Source organism: Cupriavidus sp. GW823-FHT07A04 (assembly GCF_058794615.1).
In genome coordinates this window covers 88,122-105,368 of record NZ_JBXAHA010000004.1, presented here as the reverse complement: position 1 = coordinate 105,368, position 17,247 = coordinate 88,122, and the positions used below count along the sequence as shown (strand labels likewise).

Here is a 17,247-nt window from a genome sequence, read left to right as displayed (position 1 = left end):
CCATCAGTCCGCCATTTTTCCGGCAAGCCGCCTTGCCGCCGCCCCCTGCCGCGCGTACCCGGTGCATACGCCGCGCGGCAGGGGGAAAACCCCGAGGAGAAAACCACCACCACGCTCTTGCTAGCTTGTTTTATGTAGCTTACGCTGAACGATCATGTAGCGGGCACTACATGAGTGCCGGATGAAGGAAAGCGGTGCCCACCCTGCACAAGGACGGCGCGCAACACCCCGGCCAGCCCGCAGGAAACCATAAAAAAACAGCCCATCCATCACTGAACAGGCCTGGCCCGCTGCTTGCATAGCAAACAGCACAAGCCAGCCGCTCTCAGCGGTGGCAAAGACACACACACGGTAGACAACGGTAAACAGTAAAGGAGTGAACATGTCGTATCAGTATCAAGACGGCGCGGCGGGCGTACTACCCGCGGCGGCCGAGCCAGACATCTACCGCAAGGTGACCTGGCGCCTGATCCCGTTCTTCTGCGCCTGCTATCTCGCCGCCTATCTCGACCGCATCAACGTCGGGCTGGCCAAGCTGCAGATGCTGGACGACCTGCACTTCAGCGAGACAATCTACGGACTGGGCGCGGGCCTGTTCTTCGTGGGCTACATCCTGTTCGAGGTGCCCAGCAACCTGGTGCTGCAAAAGGTGGGCGCGCGCCTCTGGATCGCCCGCATCATGGTGACGTGGGGCCTGCTGTCCGGCGCAACCATGTTCGTCAACACGCCAACGCAGTTCTACGTGCTGCGCTTCCTGCTGGGCGCGGCCGAGGCCGGCTTCCTGCCCGGCGTGCTGCTGTACCTGACCTACTGGTTCCCCACGCACAAGCGCAGCAAGATCATCGCGCTGTTCATGATGGGCCTGCCGCTTGCCAGCATGATCGGCAGCCCGCTGTCCGGCTGGATCATGACCGCTTTCGCCGGCATGCACGGCTGGGCCGGCTGGCAGTGGCTGTTCTTCCTGGAGGCCATTCCCTCGGTGCTGCTGGGCGTGATGGTGTTCTTCTACCTGCCCAACGGCATCAAGGATGCCAAGTGGCTGCAGGCTGACGAAAAGCGCACGTTGCAGCGCAATCTGGATACGGACGTGCTGGTGGAAAACAACCACTCGCTGATGGCCGCCTTCGCCGATCGCCGCGTGTGGATGCTGGGCCTGATCGACATGTGCCTGCTGATGGGCACGTACTCCATTGGCTTCTGGATGCCCACCATCATCCGCGACTCCGGCGTGGCCAGCCCGCTGCACATCGGCCTGCTCACCGCCATCCCGCACGCCGCGGCGGTGATCGGGATGCTGCTCAACGGCGCACACTCCGACAAGACACGCGAGCGCCGCTGGCACATTGTGCTGCCCACCCTGGCAGGCGCCGCCGGCCTGGTCGGCAGCACCTTCGTCACCGGCTCCACCTCCGCCACCTTGGTGATGCTGACGGTGGCCAATGTGGGCATCGTGGCGACCTTCCCGGTGTTCTGGTGCCTGCCATCCACCTTCCTGAGCGGCACCGCGGCCGCCGCCGGCATCGCGCTGGCCTGCTCCATCGCCAACCTGGGCGGCTTCGCGGCCACCTACCTGCTGGGCTGGCTGAAGGACACATTCCACAGCCCGAGCGCTGGCCTGATCCTGTTCGCAGGCTGCCTGGTGGCGAGCTGCTTCCTGGTGCTGGCGATGCCGGCCAAGGTGGTTAACCGGTAGCCTGGATCAGGCCCGTGCCGGAGCCGCCGAACGGGCCAAATCCGCGCGCCATGACGACGGCTGTCTCTCCATCTCCCCTCAGGGGGAGAGGGGTGGCTTAGCTAGGAGCCACTTGAAGCGAAGCCCGTGGTGTTTGTGTTTTCCAGCACGCAGGCGTAACGAGCGCCCGCCCTCTCTCCCAACCTCTCTCCCGCGCGTGGGAGAGAGGAGCACGACAACGTAGATCCGGCCCTTTCAGCAGCAATGCGAGCACAAAGATTGAGCCGCACGCCGCTTATCCGTACCATGCTGCCCATGCAAAGCAGGATCAAGGCAGGATAACGGTATGACTCTCAAGACTCTCGACGGCGCGCTGGCCTTGCTGACCTACTTCACGGTGCGCCAGCCCACCTGGGGCGTGCGCGAACTGGCCAAGCACAGCGGGGTGCATCACGCGGTGGTGCACCGCGTGCTGGCCACCTTTGCCGCCAACGGTTTCCTGGTGCAGGACGCAGCCAGCGGCAAGTATTCGCTGGGGCTGCGGCTGTTTGAGCTGGGCCAGGTGGTGCGCAAGACGTTCTCGCCCGCCGAGGTGGTGCAGCCCGTACTGGAAAAGCTGGCCGCGCAAAGCGGCGAGACTGTCTTCCTGTCGTGGCTGGACGGCCATGAAGGGCTATGCGTCGGCATGGTCCAGAGCCAGCATCAGCTGCGCTTCTCGATCGAGCTGGGACAGCGCTTTGCGCTGCACGCGGGCGCGCACGCCAAGGCCATCCTGGCCTTCCAGGACGACGCCTTCCGGGCTCGTGTGCTGGAAAACGCCAGGCAGCGCGCCCAGGGCCAGCCTACGCTGGCCGCGCCCGATCCCGCCGTCATCGAGCCGCAGCTTGCCGAGATCCGCGAGCAGGGCTGGGCCCATACGCGCGGCGAGGCCGCCGCCAGCGTGGCGGGGCTGGCCCTGCCGCTGTGGTCGCGCGACCAGACCGAGGTGGTTGGCTCGCTGGCCATTGCCGGTCCGCAGCAACGCCTGAATGAGGAGTCGGTCCCGCGCATGCTGGAAGCCCTGCGCGAAGCCAGCCGCCGCCTGGAAGAGGTGGTGGGTTTCGGGCGCTAGCGCGCCCACAAGGCGCGCGCCACCGCATCGCCGCCGGCACCACCGCCGAACACAAGCTGACCGATGGAGAACCCCAGCTCGCGGTAGCTCTCCCACTGCGCTTCATTGAAGAACTGCTCGATCGTGGGTTCCTGCGGAAACGCCGGATGGCCGGCGCGGTACTGCTGCACATCAACCGGCGCCGAGGCAATCGGGCAGGGCTTGAGCAGCACGATGCGCGATACGGGACGGCGCGTGGCGGCGGGCTCAAGCGCACGGTACACGTTCAACAGCAGCGCGCACTTGTTGGCCGCCGCCGGGTTCTGGCGAGCCGCCGGCAGAAAATCCTCCGGCGTGCCGAACACGCTGCCCAGCACGGCATCGCCGGCGGCCGCGGCATCGACCACGATCTCCAGCCCCATGTCGATGCGGGCCAGCCGGATCAGGTTGGCCAGGTCGCCGAACTGGTAGTCCGGGTCCGCTCCGCAATCGCACAGCACGACCAGCCCCACCCCGCGCTCGGGCCGCAGCAGCTCATACACGGCGGTGTTCTCGAAATGCCCGCCGTCCGACAGGTATTGCCAGCCGCGCCGCGTGCCATGAAAGCGCGCGCTCAGTTCGCAGGCCAGGTAGTACTGCGTGCGGAACAGCGTGATCAACCCGCCCAGCCAGGGCGACCCGGGCAGGTCCGCCTGCACGCAGTTGCGGTCTGCGCCGCCGGCGCGCGGCGCGCTGCCGGCATCCAGCGGGTACGACGGCCACCAGGTGCCCAGGCGCAGGTTGGCCAACCCTAGCAGCAGCGATGTGCCCAGCGTGGTGGAGCGGCCCAGCCCGGTCGAAACCACCGCGCCCGAGGTCGCGATCCAGTCGCCCAGCGTGCGCGATTGCGAGAGCTCGCTGCCGCCCGCCTTGTGCGTTTCCGGAAAATAGCGCTGCCCGTCCACGGTGAAGCGCACGAACGAATCGTCGGGCATGGTACGCGAGGCCGTCGCCGGGAGCACGAAGGGGCCCGGCGCCACGCATAGCGGCTTGCCCTTGCGGTCGCGCTGCACCAGTTGCTCGGCGGGATCCACGGTGAGGTTGAGCGTGACGTTGATCAGGTGCAGCGGCGCCAGCATGGCGGGATCGTAGTAGGTGTTCAGGCTGAGCGCATCGCCGTCCGCTGGCTCGGCCACGCTCAGCCTGGCGCGCTGGCTGCCATGCTGCTGCGCGGGCGCCGCGCCGCTGCCGGGCATGAAGCGCTTGCCGTTGGAGCCGCCGAGGTAGGCGCGGGTCAGCCGGGCCGAGTAAAACGGCTGCAGCGTCGACAGGTTCAGGAAGCCGGCGAAACGCCCGGCGATCATGGTCAGCCCGAGCGCCAGCACGATCAGCGTGCACAGCACCGGCGTGGTGTAGGCGTTGCCGAAGGTGAACCAGTCGAGCGGCTCGCCACCATTCCAGCGCACCCACAGCACCAGCCATGACCACAGCACGAAGACCAGCAGCGCCACCACGGCGGCGGCAGCGCCGGCCAGCAGCGACACCGGCAGACGCGCGCGCCACGTGCCGCCCTTGCCATTGCCGCCGTTACCGCCCTTGCCGTCTACCAGCGCCGCGCCATAGCGGATCAGCCAGACCAGCCCACCCAGCGTCCCCGCCGGCCCGAGCGTGCGCCAGGGCTGATGGGAGGCCTGCGTGTAGAGATAGAAGGTGCGCGCCACGGTGTCCGCCACACCCAGCGCCGCGAGCCACAGCGCAACGCCAATGGCCTGGCTCAGCAGGCGCGTGGCCCGCACCCGGTAGTCCTGCACGGTAGCCGGCGGCATCCGGCACAACACAAAGCAGCAAGCCACGCCCAACAGCGTCAACACCGCCATCGCCAGCAACAGGCACGACAGCACCAGCCCCAGGTGGTGCAGTGCCGCGGCCATGACCAGCATCGCCACGCCGGCCAGCGCGGCCAGGCGCGTGGCGAGGCTGTCAAAGCCCAGGGCCAGCTTGCCATCGCCGCCGCGCGGATAGACCAGCCAGTACGCCACGCCCGGCGGCACGGCAAACAGCAGGAGCGCCGCCAGCGGCAGCCACAGCAACTCGCTCCACCAGATCGCCAGGCCACCCTCGTTGAACACCTGGCGAGCGTCGTGCAGCAGGTCCAGTTCGTGCCGGCCCAGGTCGAGCCAGGTGCCGATGGCGAGATGGCGCAGCAGCGCCAGCACCGCCAGCAGCAACAGCAGCGCGCTGCCGATCACGTACTGCATGGCGAACCAGTTGCGCACCACCAGCGAGGCCGCGTAGAGCGAATCGCCGGCGCCGGTCGGCGTCAGGTAACGGCCGTTCTCGCGCAGCCACGCCACCGCGGCGCGCCCCGGATCGGGGGCGTAGGACACCGACGAGTGGATGCGCTCCGGCGGCTCATGCTGCAGCGTGCGGTAGGCGAGTGCCGCAGCCTCCGGCGGCGTGGTGCCCGGCTTCAACCGGCCCGGCACAAACAGGCTGCAAAAGAAAGCGCCGATGTAGCCGCCGCCGCTGACGGTGGACAGGTAGTCAAACTGGCCGAGCAAGGAGGTAGTGGCTGGCGCGGGGGCGGGGTTGATGGCATCCGGTCCGTCGCCTTCCTGGATGGCGTCCGGCGGCGCCTCGTTGGCAACTGCGTGCAGCGCAGGACCGGCCACCGGTGGCGCAGGCGCCTTGGCCAGTGCCTGCATCACGCCCAGGCAGAACGTCGCGCTGCGTATCCCGCCGCCCGAGAGTGCCAGCGCCCAGTTGCTGTCGCCATCGCGCAGGCGCCGGGCAATCCCGAGCTGGCGGCGCCGGCGCGCAATGCGGGCCAGTTCGTCATCCGAAGGCTGCTCTTGGACTGGCATGCGGGGCCCCTTCCTTTGCACATTCCCGCCCAAGTATAGGCGGCGTCATGGTGTGGCGAAGCACGCATGCGTGCGCCGTTGCGCGGCGACGTTCGGTGTTTACCCTGATTGTTCGATGCCATGGCGAGGCCTAGCATTTTACATGTAAAGAGACACTGTCTCTTATACAGAGACAGAAACAGCAAGACGCAAAGATCGCATGCTCAAGACCCTCAACGGCGCCCTCGGCCTGCTGACGCATTTCAGCGTGCGCCAGCCGAGCTGGGGCGTGCGCGAACTCGCCAAGCACGCCGGCATCCACCATGCGGTGGTGCATCGCGTGCTCGCGACCTTCGCCGCCAACGGCTTCCTGGTGCAGGACGCGGCCGGCCGCTATGGCCTGGGCCTGCGCTGGCTGGAACTGGGGCAGGCCACGCGCCAGGCTTTCTCGCCCAGCGAAGTCGTGCAGCCCGCGCTGGAGGCGCTGGCCGCGCAGAGCGGCGAGACCGTCTTTCTGTCCTGGCGCGAGGGCTTTGAGGGCTTGTGCACGGACATTGCACAAAGCCCGCACCAACTGCGCTTTTCCATCGAAGTGGGCCAGCGCTTCCCGCTGGTTGCCGGCGCGCATGCCAAGGCCATCCTGGCCTTCCAGGACGAGGCCTTGCGCCTGCAGGTGTACCGCGCGGGCGGCTGGCAGGACGCGGCGGTGGACGCGCTGGAGGCACAGCTCACCCGCATCCGCGCCGACGGCTGGGCACATACCCGTGAAGAAGCCGCCGCCGCGGTGGCCGGGCTGGCGGTGCCGCTGTGGTCGCGCGACGGGCGCGCGGTGGTGGGCTCGCTGGGCATCGCCGGGCCGATGCAAAGACTGGACGTACAGGCCGTTCCCCGCCTGCTGGACGCGATGCGCCGGGCCAAGGGGCCAATCGAGGAGGTTGCCGGCTTCATCCGCTAAAAAAAACGTGCGGAGAACACTGGCAGGACAGATGATGAAAGGTAGAACCATGGAAACCCCGGCAGCAATGAACCCACACCTGGCGGCCAAGCCCGCCACACGCGCGCGCATCACCGAACCCTTCCTGCTGCTGGTATCGGTGGGGCTATCGGTCTTCGGCGCGATGATTGGCATGCAGCTGATCGTCTCGCTCGGCATCTCGGCCAATACGTCGATCATCGGCGCGCTGATCGCCATCGTGTTCTCGCGCATCCCGCTGGAGATCACGCGGCGCTTTCGCGTGCTGGAGCGCCAGAACCTGGTGCAGACTGCGATTTCCTCGGCCACCTTCGGCGCGGCCAATTCCCTGATGATCCCGCTCGGCGTGCCCTACGCCATGGGCATGCCGGAGCTGGCCACGCCGATGCTGATCGGCGCGGTGATCGCCATGTTTGTCGACGGCGCCATGCTGTATTTCCTGTTCGGCAGCAAGATCTTCCCGGCGACCGGCACCTGGCCGGCCGGCATCGCCACCGCTGAGGCGATCTGGGCTGGCGACCGCGGCGGGCGCAAGGCGGCCTTTCTCGGCCTGGGCATCGCGGTGGGCGTGGGCGGGGCCTGGCTGGGCATCCCGATGTCGGCCTTTGGCGCTGCGTTCCTCGGCAACCTGGCCGCGCTGAGCATGTTCGGCCTGGGGCTGCTGACGCGCGGCTACTCGGTGCCGCTACTCGGCATCGACATTGCCAAGGCCTATATCCCGCACGGCCTGATGATCGGCGCCGGGCTGGTGGCGCTGTTCCAGGTGGCACGCGAGATCCACAAGTCGCGCAACGCCCCCGCCGCCGACGCCCGCACCATCGAAGTCCCGGCCGCGCGCGCCAGCCGCATTCTCTCGGGCGGCTTCCTGGTCTACCTGGCCATCGCACTGCTGATCTCGGTGCTGGCCGGCCATGTCTCCGACATGTCGCTCGGCATGCTGGTGGCATTCGTGCTCTACGCCGCGTTTGCCGCCTATGTGCACGAGCTCATCGTGGGCATCGCGGCCATGCACTCGGGCTGGTTCCCGGCCTTCGCGGTGGCGCTGATCACGCTGACCATCGGCATCCTGATCGGTTTCCCGCCGACGGCGCTGGCGGTGCTGGTGGGCTTCTCCGCCGCCACCGGCCCGGCCTTCGCCGACATGGGCTACGACCTCAAGACCGGCTACCTGCTACGCGGCGAAGGCCGCGACATGGAGGCGGAGCTGGCCGGGCGCAAGCAACAGTTCTTCGCCGCGATGATCGGCTTTGCCGTGGCGGCCGTGGTGGTGCTGGTGTTCCACGGCACCTTCTTCTCGCAGGGCCTGCTGCCGCCGGTGGACCGCGTCTATGCCGCATCGATCAAGGCCGGCTCGTCCGCCGAGATTGCGCGCAACCTGGTGATCTGGGCCATTCCGGGCGCGCTGTTGCAGTTGCTGGGCGGCTCCAAGCGCCAGCTTGGCATCCTGCTGTCCACCGGCATGCTGATCGCCTCGCCGCTGGCCGGCTGGGCGGTAATCGCAGGGCTGCTGATCCGCTTCGTGCTGCTGCGCCTGCGTGGCGAGCGCGATATCGCGCAGATGAGCGCCTTCGCCGGCGGCGTGATCGCGGGCGACGCGCTGTTCAGCTTCTTCGGCTCGGTCACCAAGCTGCGCAAGTAAGCCTTGCCGAAGCACCTTCTTTCCTGCATCACCCCGAGACGTTCCATGGATATCCAAGCAATCCGCGCCGACACCCCGCTGACGGCCTCCACCATCTATCTCGATACCGCGGCGGCCTCACCGCCGCCGGACGCCGTGCTCGACGCGGTGCGCGCGTACCTGCTCGATACCGGCCACGTTGGCATCTACCTGCCGGCCTTCCGCAAGGCCACCTATGCCCGCGTGGAAGCCGCGCGCGCACAACTCGCCGGCCTGCTGGGCGCGGCCGCCGACGAGATCGCCTTCACCAAGAATGCCACGGAGAGCATCTCCATCGTGGCGCGCGGCATCGCCTGGCAAGCGGGCGACGAAGTGCTGGTGGCCGACACGGAAATGCTCAGCAACCTGCTGCCGTGGAAGCGCCTGGAGCAAACCCACGGCATCGTGGTGAAGATGGTCGCGGCCGATGCGCAAGGTCTGCTGAGCCCCGACAGCTTCACCGCCGCCGTCACCCCGCGCACGCGCCTGCTGACGTTCTCGCACCTGCCCAATTCGACCGGCGCGGTGCAGCCGGCCGCCGCCATTTGCGCGGTGGCACGCGCGCATGGCGTGCTGTCGCTGGTCAATGCCGCGCAAAGCGTGGGCATGCTGCGCTCCGACGTGCAGACGCTGGATTGCGATTTCCTGGCCGGTTGCGGGCGCAAGGCGCTGCGCGCCACCGAAGGATCGGGGTTTCTCTATGTGCGCCGCGCGTTGATCGAGACCATCGAGCCCGCGCTGGTGGGCTGGTGGAACGGCAGCTATGACCGCGCCACCGGCGCGCTGTCGCTGGTGCCGGGCGCACGCCGGTTTGAAGCCGGCTGCCCGATCGTGCCGGCCATCCTCGGCCTGGGCACCGCCATCGGCTATGCCGAACGCATCGGCATCGACGCCATCGAAGCACGCGTGCGGGATCTCACCGCCTACGCCGTGGAAAAGCTCTCCGCCGTCGCCGGCTTCGAACTCTACGGCCCATCCAATGCCGCCGACCGCATCGGCATCGTGCCCTTCAACGTGCGCGGCGTGGACCCGGCCAAGATCGTAGCCGCGCTGGAGCAGCAGCAGTGCATCATCGAAGCTGGCAACTTCATGGCCGATGCCATCCTGGCGCGCTACGGCGTATCCACCATGGCACGCGTCTCGCTGCACTACTTCAATACGCATGAGGAAATCGACCGCGTGGCCGAACTGATCGCCGCCGCCGTGGCCTGAGCCTGACATCACGACTGAACTACCGGAACCCGACATGAACCAACGCATCTTGCTGATGAGCAGCTCCCGCAAGGACAACCTCGGCTACCTCGAACACGCTGACGCGCAGATCCATGCCCTGCTCAGGCACGAGCCACGCAAAGTCTTGTTCATCCCCTTCGCCGGCGTGACCTTCAGCTTCGATACCTATGAAGGCATGGTCAAGCCGGTGTTCGAGCGCCTGGGCTACGCGCTGGCGTCCATCCACCACAGCGCCGACCCGCGCCGCGCCGTGGACGAGGCCGAAGCCATCGCGGTTGGCGGCGGCAACACGTTCGCGCTGCTCAAGCGCCTGTACGACGCCGATCTCGTCGACGCGATCCGCGCCAAGGTGCAGGCCGGCACGCCGTACGTGGGCTGGAGCGCCGGCAGCAACGTGGCCTGCCCGACCATCCGCACCACCAACGACATGCCCATCGTGCAGCCACCCTCGCTGCGCGCGCTGCGCCTGGTGCCGTTCCAGATCAACCCGCACTTCATCAGCGGCAAGCCCGCCGGCCATAACGGCGAAAGCCGCGAAGAGCGCCTGGCGGAGTTCCTGCACATCAACGCGCCGGAGCAGGTCTTCGCGCTGCCGGAGGGCTCCGCGCTGTTCTCCGACGGCAGCAACGGCACGGTGCTGGGCGAGCGCCACGCGCTGCACTTCACGGCCGAGGGACAGGTACAGACGCTGCGCGAGGGCGAGACCTTCCCTTTGTCGCGTATCACCGGGCCGGCCGGCATGGACGGCTGGCAAGACTTCCGGGCCTGATTTCCGGGCCCGAATCCGGGACCTGATTCCAGGCGCCTCGCGGCGCCAAACCACCTACGCCACACCCCGACGCAGGGCGAAAGACCCCTGCGCGGGCCCCCTATTACCCTTGGAGGAGGAAACACCATGACTAACAAGCACTGGCTTGGCGCACTCGCATTGAGCCTGCCCGCCGCCGCAATGGCGCAGAGCGGCGTCACGCTGTACGGCGTGATCGACACCGCGCTCACCTACCAGACCCATTCGGACCCCAACGGCAGCGCGCTGGCTGGCCTGCAACAGGGGGGAGAGGGCTTTCTGTCCGGCAGCCGCTTCGGCCTCAAAGGCAGCGAAGACCTGGGCGACGACCTGTCGGCGGGCTTCGTGCTGGAAAACGGCCTGCTGGCGGACACCGGCAAGCTCGACCAGCAGGGCCAGCTGTTCGGGCGCCAGGCGTATGTGAGGATCGGCAGCAAGCGCTACGGCGAAGTGGCGCTGGGCCGGCAGTACACCACGGCCAACACCATGCTGTACTACGTGGACCCGCTCGGCGTGGGCGCCGCGCCGTCCAATGCGTGGATGGTCTTCCTGACCGGTCAGCGCTATGACAACGCGATCAGCTACACCGGCAACTACGGCCCGGTGGCGCTGATCGCCGAGTACGCGCTGGGCGAGACCGCCGGTAAGGGCTCCGCGATGTCGTCGGTCTCGCTGGGCGTGAAGTACGCCTCGGGCCCGCTAGTGGCCGTGGGCGACTTCCAGCAAACCCGCGACAGCATGAGCCGCGCCGCGCGCATCTACCTGGCCGGGCTGAAGGCCTCGGTCGGCCGCGCGAGCCTGTTCGCCAACTATATCTACAGCGACCGCGACGCTGGTTTCGACTCGTCCAAGGGCGGCACCGATACCGCCACCATCACCAGCATGTCGACCGCCGCCACGGCCACCAACCGCGCGGCGTTCAACTCGGTGTTCGGCAGCAGCCGGCGCGACGACTTCTTCACCGTGGGTGCCAACTACACGGTCACCCCCGCCGTCACGCTGACCGCCAGCGTGATGCACGACCGCACCCGCGCCGACGCCTTCAGCGGCAACCGCACCACCGCCTACGGCGTGGCGGACTACGCCTTGAGCAAGCGCACCGACCTCTACCTGGCGCTGGCGTACGACTGGGTGCATGGCGACTGGTCCGGCCTGTTCGGCAACGCAACGACCAACTGGACCGGCGACAGCGGCAAGAAACTGGACGGCCGCAACAACCAGACCACCGTGATGCTGGGCATGCGCCATTTGTTTTGAAGGTACGGCAGGCCAACGCGGATTGGAATGACGGCGGCATATCCGCCGCCCGCCCTCTCCCCCAGCGGCAACAGAAACGACATCGTCAGCGCACCGATTCGGTGTAGCCGTGATTCCCGCCCATCAGGCGGGAATCACCCACGCGCGATGCGAAGCGAGCCGTCAAGGTGTGCCAAGGCCGTATGGGGCGCCTTCTTTGCCTACTTTCTTGGCAAGACAAGAAAGTAGGTCGCCGCCCCGCAGGGGTGGTGAAACTGCCTTTGACTCTAAGCCTTTGACTCTAAGTCTTTGACTTTAAGCCTTCGACCTTAGGCCTTTGAAGTTGACTCCAACCCACCCCATTCAAGGAGACCCCCATGACCCTGCAACAAACCCTCGTCATCCACGAAGCCCTGGACAGCCCCAACGCCAACGGCGCAGTTGTCCGCGAACTGTTCGATGCCTACACCCCCGCCGGCGTAACGGTAGACGTCGTCACCATCAACAACGCCCCGCCGGAACCCACCACAAACACCACCGACTTCATCACCATCGTCATCCCCGGCACTCAAGGCAAGCGCGGCGGCGGCAAAGCCCCCACGCTAGGCGTGATCGGCCGCAATGGCGCCATCGGCGCGCGCCCGGAGCTGGTAGGCCTGGTGTCCGACGCGGACGGCCCGATCGGCAGCCTGGCCGTGGCGCTCAAGCTGGCGCAGATGAAGCACAAGGGCGACCACCTGGCCGGCGACGTCATCGTGACCACGCACTTGTCCACCAACGTGTCGATGCAGCCGCACGATCCGGTGCCCTTCATGGGCATGCCGGTGTCGTCCGACACCATGAACGAGTACCAGGTGCTGCCCGAAATGGATGCGATCCTGTCGCTCGATGCCTCCAAGGGCAACAGCATCATCAAGCACCGCGGCTTTGCGATCTCGCCCACCGCCATGCAAGGCTATATCCTGCGCGTGAGCCCGGACCTGGTGGCGGCGATGGAATCCACCACCGGTTGCCCGGCAGTGACCTTCCCGATCTCGCAGCAGGACATCACGCCCTATCACAACGGCCTGTACCACTTCAACAGCATCATGCAGCCGCATGTGGCCACCGCCGCTCCGGTGGTAGGCGTGGCGCTGACGGCGAAGTCGGTGGTCTCGGGCAGCGCCACCAGCGCCAACCACGAGATCGACATTGCCGAAGCCGTGCGCTTCTGCGTGGAAGTGGCCAAGCGCTTCGGCGCGGGCAAGTGCCAGTTCTTCAACGTGGTGGAATGGGGCAAGATCCGCGCGATCTATCCCGACATGACAGGTTTCCAGCGCGCCGGCACGGCGCACTGAAACGAGGCGCCGCGGTGCCCGGACGTGCGGCAAGCCACACGCGGGCATTTTCAGCGGGCGCGCTTCGGTGTATGGTTGCGCTCCTGACGCAGTCGCCGCTTGAGCGGCTATTCTTGCAACATGCTCCGCCTGAACGACACCGACGGCCCCACGCTGTCCCGCTGCCTGTCCACCCTCGCCGCCTGCGCCGCGCTTGCAGCGCTGCCTGGCTGCGAACGCAATGAACCGGCTCCGGCCACCTCCGCCACATCCGCATCCGGCGCTGCCTCATCGGATGCGCAGGCGGCGCGCGCCGACGACGCCGCCCCGCCGGACGACGCGCCCAGCTTTGCGCCCGCGCCGCTGGCCCGCCCACTGGTCGCGCTGCGCGGGCTGACCAGCATGGCGGACGTGCAGGCGGCGTGGGGCAAGCCGCCGGACATCACGCCCAACCAGGATGAATGCGGCACGGCGCTCGACGAAGAGCACCTGATGCACTACCACTACCCCGATGCGCTGATCGAAGTGGGCCGCAGCGGCGACGCCGTGATCCGCGCGCTGCACGGCATCCCGGCCGGGCTGACGCTCAAGCTGGAAAGCCAGGACATTACCGCGGCCTCCACGCTGACGCAGCTCAACACGGCCCTGCGCAAGAACCCGCGCTGGAAGATGGCGGAGGGGCCAGGCAAGGTACGCAGCCCGTCCGACCGCGACGAGGGCGACCCGCTTGAGCAGCTCGCCTACACCACGCTCTACACGCTGGACGGCGACGGCGACCAGTACCGCCTGTATTTCCTCGGCGACCGGCTGGTGGGCTACGCCTACTGGGTCGGCTGCTGACCCCCGCGGCGCTAGCGCAGCGCGCCGGGACCACCCGTGTGTGGCGCAAGCGCCGCTGCGGCATCGCCCTCGGTGGCAGCGGCCTGCGATGCCTCGCCATGCAGGCGCTTCCATTCGTCAAAGCCGCCGGCCAGCGCCCAGGTATTGGCGTAGCCGGCCGCCTTCAGGCGTTCCGCCAGCACCGCTGCCGACACCTCATGCGGGCAGGCGCAGTAGACCACGATGTCGATGCTGGTCGGATGCTCGGAGAGTAATTCCAGCGGCGCATTCAGGTCGATGATCATCGCGCCGGGGATCCGCTCCACCGCGTCGCTGCGCACGTCAAGCACCAGCGGGAAGCGATCGCCCAGCCGGCGCGCTTCCAGCTCCCCCACCGACATGCGGGGCACGCGCCGGGTGCGGCGCAACAGGCGCACGCGCCGCCAGAACTTCCACGCGACGAAGGCGGCGAAGGCGCCCAACACCACCATGACGGCCACCGGGCCATAGGTGCTGAAGGCGTCCAGGATGACTTCGACAAAATCGGTAAACACCACGCCAACCAGCAGCGCGCCGCCGGCCCACACCAGCGCCCCGATGGCGTCGTAGAACAGGAACACCGCGAACGGCGTGGAGGTCATGCCGGCCATGGCGGTGGACAATGCGCCGGCGCCCGGCAGCAGCTTGGCGAACACCAGCGAGCGCGGGCCCACGCGCAGGTATAGCGACTGGGTCTGGCGGATGCAGCTGTCGGGCGAGATGGAAACGCGGCAGATGGTGCGCAGCATGGGTTGCCCGAGCCGCTTGCCGGCGAAGTACCAGGCCGTGTCGGCAATCAGGCAGGCCAGGATAACGGCCGCCAGCACGGCTCCCAGCGCGGGGCCGCCCTCGCGCATGCCGAGCGCGCCGGCAACGAACAGCATGGGAACGGCCGGCACCGGCAGCCCGGCCTGCTCGGCCAGCACATTGAGAAACACGAGCATCACGCCGTGGCTCTCCAGCAAGGACTGCAATTCACCCACACCGATCTCCCGCGCTATGGCCGTTTTCGCCCCTTCAGGGTAATCGGCGCGAGCGAGGATGCTCGCGCCGACGGGCATAGGCAGTAGTGTGCCACCAAGGTGGCGCGGTGCAGTGCATTGACTTGCATGCGAACTTCAAAAACCCTGAACGAGGCGCCTGCAAAGCCGCGGGCCAGCGCTTCGGCTATCGCCCCGATGATCAGGCATGCGCGCCATCCTGATAGGTGTCGAACTTACGCGCGGGATCCGCGGAAGGGCCGCTGCGGTCCATGCCGGCCAGTTTCTGCGCGCCGTCCTGGAACGGATCGACCGTGCGCGCCGGGTCCGCGGAAACACCGCCGCGGTCCATGCCAGCCAGCTTCTGCGCGCCGTCCGAGAACGGATCCGGCTTGCGCAGGCGGCTGGCATCCGCGCCCGTCGCCGGCGCGGCGGCCGGGTCCAGGCGAGCGCCATCGCTAAAGACATCGAAACGCGACGCATGGAAGACGTAGCCGTAGCGGTCCCCGGACACGGCACTGTCCTGGGGGCCAGCGGCTTGCGCCGGAACCGCCGTGGCGGCAATGCCGGCAAGTGCGGCCGAAGTCATCAACAACTTGAAGAAATGGCGGGGCATGGCAATCTCCTTCTGGGCGATCGGCGGATCGCGGCTGGCTTGCAGGGGAGCAGCGCCTTGCGCTGGTCCGGCCACACGTGAATCGCGCGGTTAAACCAGATACGCTGCAAAGCGCGGCGTGGATGCACAAGGACGCTGGATGCGTGCGAGCCACGCGCAAAGACCGCACTGGGCTCAGGGCTGCAGGGCAGCGGCCTCGCAGGTCATTCGCCGCATCGCCGTGGCGACTGCGGCATCCACCTGCACCTCGGCCTGCGCAATCGAGGTAGCCAGCCGCTCGCCACCGAACTCGTCATACTCGATAGCGACCTCCAGCGTGTCATCGATGCCGATGTAGTCGAACGCTGCACGCAGCGCCGGGGTGACATGGTCGAGCCGGGCCAGGCGGCCACCGTAGCCGTAGTCGCCGCGCGCGGTCAGCAGCACCAGTTGCTTGCCGCGTCCCGCCAACATCGGCCAGTAAGGCTCTCCCACGCGTTCTCGATCAAAACCGAAGGTCTTGCCCACGCGCACGATATTGTCGATATATGCCTTGAGTTGTGCAGGCACGCCAAAGTTGTACATCGGCACGCCGATCACCAGCACATCGGCGCGCTCGACTTCCGCGACCAGGCGATCGCTTTCGGCCAGCAACGCATCCATCCACCGCTCGCGCCGCGCGGGTGGCGTGAAGGCGCTGCGAATCCAGTCAGCGTTGACGGGCGCGGGCGGTTGCTGTCCCACGTCGCGATAGGTCAGCGTGTCCGCGGGACGCGCCGCTTGCCAGAGGCTGACGAAGCGGTGCGAGAGACGGCGCGTGTGCGAGCCGTGGGCGTCGGTGCCGGAACGTCCCGGGCGGGCGCTGGCGTCGATATGCAGGAGGTGAGCCATGTTGTTCTCATTGCGGTTGGTCATGCCTGAGCCGTTCTCATGGCTCAGCACATGCGATTAGGGGTGATGGCAATGTAGACTCGCTACAATCCCCTCACAACCGATCCTTTCTCTGCCTCATGGCTGAAGATTTCTCATCTGAAACCACGCCCCGCCGCCTGCCGCCGCTCGCCGCGCTGCGCGCTTTCGAAGCCACCGCGCGGCACCTGAGCGTCAAGCACGCCGCACAAGAGCTGTCGGTCACGCCGACGGCGGTGAGCCATCAACTGCGGCTGCTGGAGCAGGTGCTTGGCGTGACACTGTTCGAGCGCCTGCCGCGCCGGCTAGTGCTGAGCGCGCACGGCGCCGCACTGTACCCGGGCACGCGGGAGGGCTTTGATGCGCTGGAGCGGGCCGTGGGCAGGCTGCGCGCGCCGCCATCGCGCAAGACGCTCACGGTGTCGGCAACGCCGGCCTTCGCCGCACGCTGGCTGCTGCCGCGCGCACCGAGGCTGCGGGCCGTGGCGCCGGAGTTCGACCTGCATGTGCATGCCTCGCTGGATGCCGTGGACCTGCATGCGGGCCACGCCGACGCCGCCATCCGCTACGGCAGCGGCAAATGGCGCGGGCTGGACGCCGAGCTGCTATGGCGTGAGCGCTTTGCCCCGGTCTGCAGCCCGCTGCTAGGCGTGAAGAGCGCCGCAGGGCTGCGCCGCCAGACCTTGCTGCACCACCAATGGCGCAGCCACGCGCGCCGCCCCATAACTTGGGCCCTGTGGCAGCAGGAGGCCGGGCTGGACCGGCTGGATGCGGCCAGCGGCCCCGTTTTCTCCGACGAGACCCACGCCATCCTCGCGGCGCTTGGCGGCCAGGGCGTCGCCTTGCTGAGCCTGACACTGGTGGAGGAGGAATTGCGCAGCGGCGCGCTGGTGCAGCCCTGCGGCCCGGCCATCGAGGGCGACGGCTATTACCTGGTCTACCCGGCACACCGGCGCGACGACGACGCGGTGCGCGCCGTGCGCGCATGGATCGGCCCGCAGGCGGATAACGCGATGCGCTGAGGCTGCGGAGTCGCTCATCCTGCGGAGTTGTTTTCGCGTGGTTGCTGGTTGCTTACCGCGCCGGCAAGCGGGCATGATGGCGGCTACCGATCCCGGA

Annotated in this window: 14 protein-coding genes; 10 read left to right on the top strand and 4 right to left on the bottom strand. The window is 67.7% G+C overall.

The genetic code is table 11. The features are described from left to right. Positions 1 to 382: 382 nt before the first annotated feature. Together AC1Q7Q_RS08310 and AC1Q7Q_RS08305 are read left to right on the top strand one after the other, a co-directional pair. A complete protein-coding gene (locus tag AC1Q7Q_RS08310; protein ID WP_492376014.1) occupies positions 383 to 1,693 on the top strand; it encodes an MFS transporter in 1,311 nt (436 codons plus the stop codon). A 325-nt stretch (positions 1,694 to 2,018) separates the two neighbouring features. Beyond that, a complete protein-coding gene (locus tag AC1Q7Q_RS08305) occupies positions 2,019 to 2,783 on the top strand; it encodes an IclR family transcriptional regulator (RefSeq protein ID WP_492376013.1) in 765 nt (254 codons plus the stop codon). Here the strand turns inward: AC1Q7Q_RS08305 and AC1Q7Q_RS08300 are convergent. Further along, a complete protein-coding gene (locus AC1Q7Q_RS08300; protein ID WP_492376012.1) occupies positions 2,780 to 5,605 on the bottom strand; it encodes a hypothetical protein in 2,826 nt (941 codons plus the stop codon). The two genes, AC1Q7Q_RS08305 and AC1Q7Q_RS08300, sit on opposite strands and share 4 nt — an antisense overlap. A 199-nt stretch (positions 5,606 to 5,804) precedes the next feature. On the opposite strand from AC1Q7Q_RS08300, the gene AC1Q7Q_RS08295 reads away from it, so the two are divergent. From AC1Q7Q_RS08295 to AC1Q7Q_RS08265, 7 genes are all read left to right on the top strand, one after another. Beyond that, positions 5,805 to 6,539, top strand: coding sequence for an IclR family transcriptional regulator (locus AC1Q7Q_RS08295; protein ID WP_492376011.1), 735 nt, complete (start codon positions 5,805 to 5,807; stop codon positions 6,537 to 6,539). Positions 6,540 to 6,606: 67 nt separating this feature from the next. Beyond that, a complete protein-coding gene (locus AC1Q7Q_RS08290; protein WP_492376010.1) occupies positions 6,607 to 8,196 on the top strand; it encodes an OPT/YSL family transporter in 1,590 nt (529 codons plus the stop codon). A gap of 45 nt (positions 8,197 to 8,241) precedes the next feature. Continuing rightward, complete coding sequence (locus tag AC1Q7Q_RS08285) at positions 8,242 to 9,426, top strand: aminotransferase class V-fold PLP-dependent enzyme (protein ID WP_492376009.1); 1,185 nt, start codon at positions 8,242 to 8,244, stop codon at positions 9,424 to 9,426. Positions 9,427 to 9,460: 34 nt separating this feature from the next. Beyond that, on the top strand, positions 9,461 to 10,216 hold the full coding sequence (gene pepE, locus AC1Q7Q_RS08280) for a dipeptidase PepE (protein ID WP_492376008.1): 756 nt from the start codon (positions 9,461 to 9,463) through the stop codon (positions 10,214 to 10,216). 126 nt (positions 10,217 to 10,342) lie between these two features. Continuing rightward, positions 10,343 to 11,491, top strand: a complete 1,149-nt coding sequence (locus AC1Q7Q_RS08275; RefSeq protein WP_492376007.1) for a porin — start codon at positions 10,343 to 10,345, stop codon at positions 11,489 to 11,491. 356 nt (positions 11,492 to 11,847) lie between these two features. Beyond that, a complete protein-coding gene (locus AC1Q7Q_RS08270) occupies positions 11,848 to 12,807 on the top strand; it encodes a DUF1177 domain-containing protein (RefSeq protein WP_492376331.1) in 960 nt (319 codons plus the stop codon). Positions 12,808 to 12,927: 120 nt separating this feature from the next. After that, positions 12,928 to 13,626 carry a hypothetical protein gene (locus AC1Q7Q_RS08265; RefSeq protein ID WP_492376332.1) on the top strand — a complete coding sequence of 233 codons (699 nt, stop codon included), beginning with the start codon at positions 12,928 to 12,930 and terminating at the stop codon, positions 13,624 to 13,626. Between the two features lie 11 nt (positions 13,627 to 13,637). Here the strand turns inward: AC1Q7Q_RS08265 and AC1Q7Q_RS08260 are convergent, their stop codons facing one another. From AC1Q7Q_RS08260 to AC1Q7Q_RS08250, 3 genes are all read right to left on the bottom strand, one after another. Then, on the bottom strand, positions 13,638 to 14,627 hold the full coding sequence (locus AC1Q7Q_RS08260; protein ID WP_492376333.1) for a VTT domain-containing protein: 990 nt from the start codon (positions 14,625 to 14,627) through the stop codon (positions 13,638 to 13,640). Positions 14,628 to 14,826: 199 nt separating this feature from the next. Further along, entirely contained in the window at positions 14,827 to 15,240 is a 414-nt protein-coding gene (locus tag AC1Q7Q_RS08255) for a copper resistance protein CopQ (protein ID WP_492376334.1), read from the bottom strand. Positions 15,241 to 15,414: 174 nt separating this feature from the next. Next, positions 15,415 to 16,134 (bottom strand): FMN-dependent NADH-azoreductase, encoded by a 720-nt coding sequence (locus AC1Q7Q_RS08250; RefSeq protein WP_492376335.1) that lies wholly within the window; start codon positions 16,132 to 16,134, stop codon positions 15,415 to 15,417. Positions 16,135 to 16,229: 95 nt separating this feature from the next. On the opposite strand from AC1Q7Q_RS08250, the gene AC1Q7Q_RS08245 reads away from it, so the two are divergent. Further along, a complete protein-coding gene (locus AC1Q7Q_RS08245) occupies positions 16,230 to 17,150 on the top strand; it encodes a LysR substrate-binding domain-containing protein (RefSeq protein WP_492376336.1) in 921 nt (306 codons plus the stop codon). Positions 17,151 to 17,247: the final 97 nt, after the last annotated feature.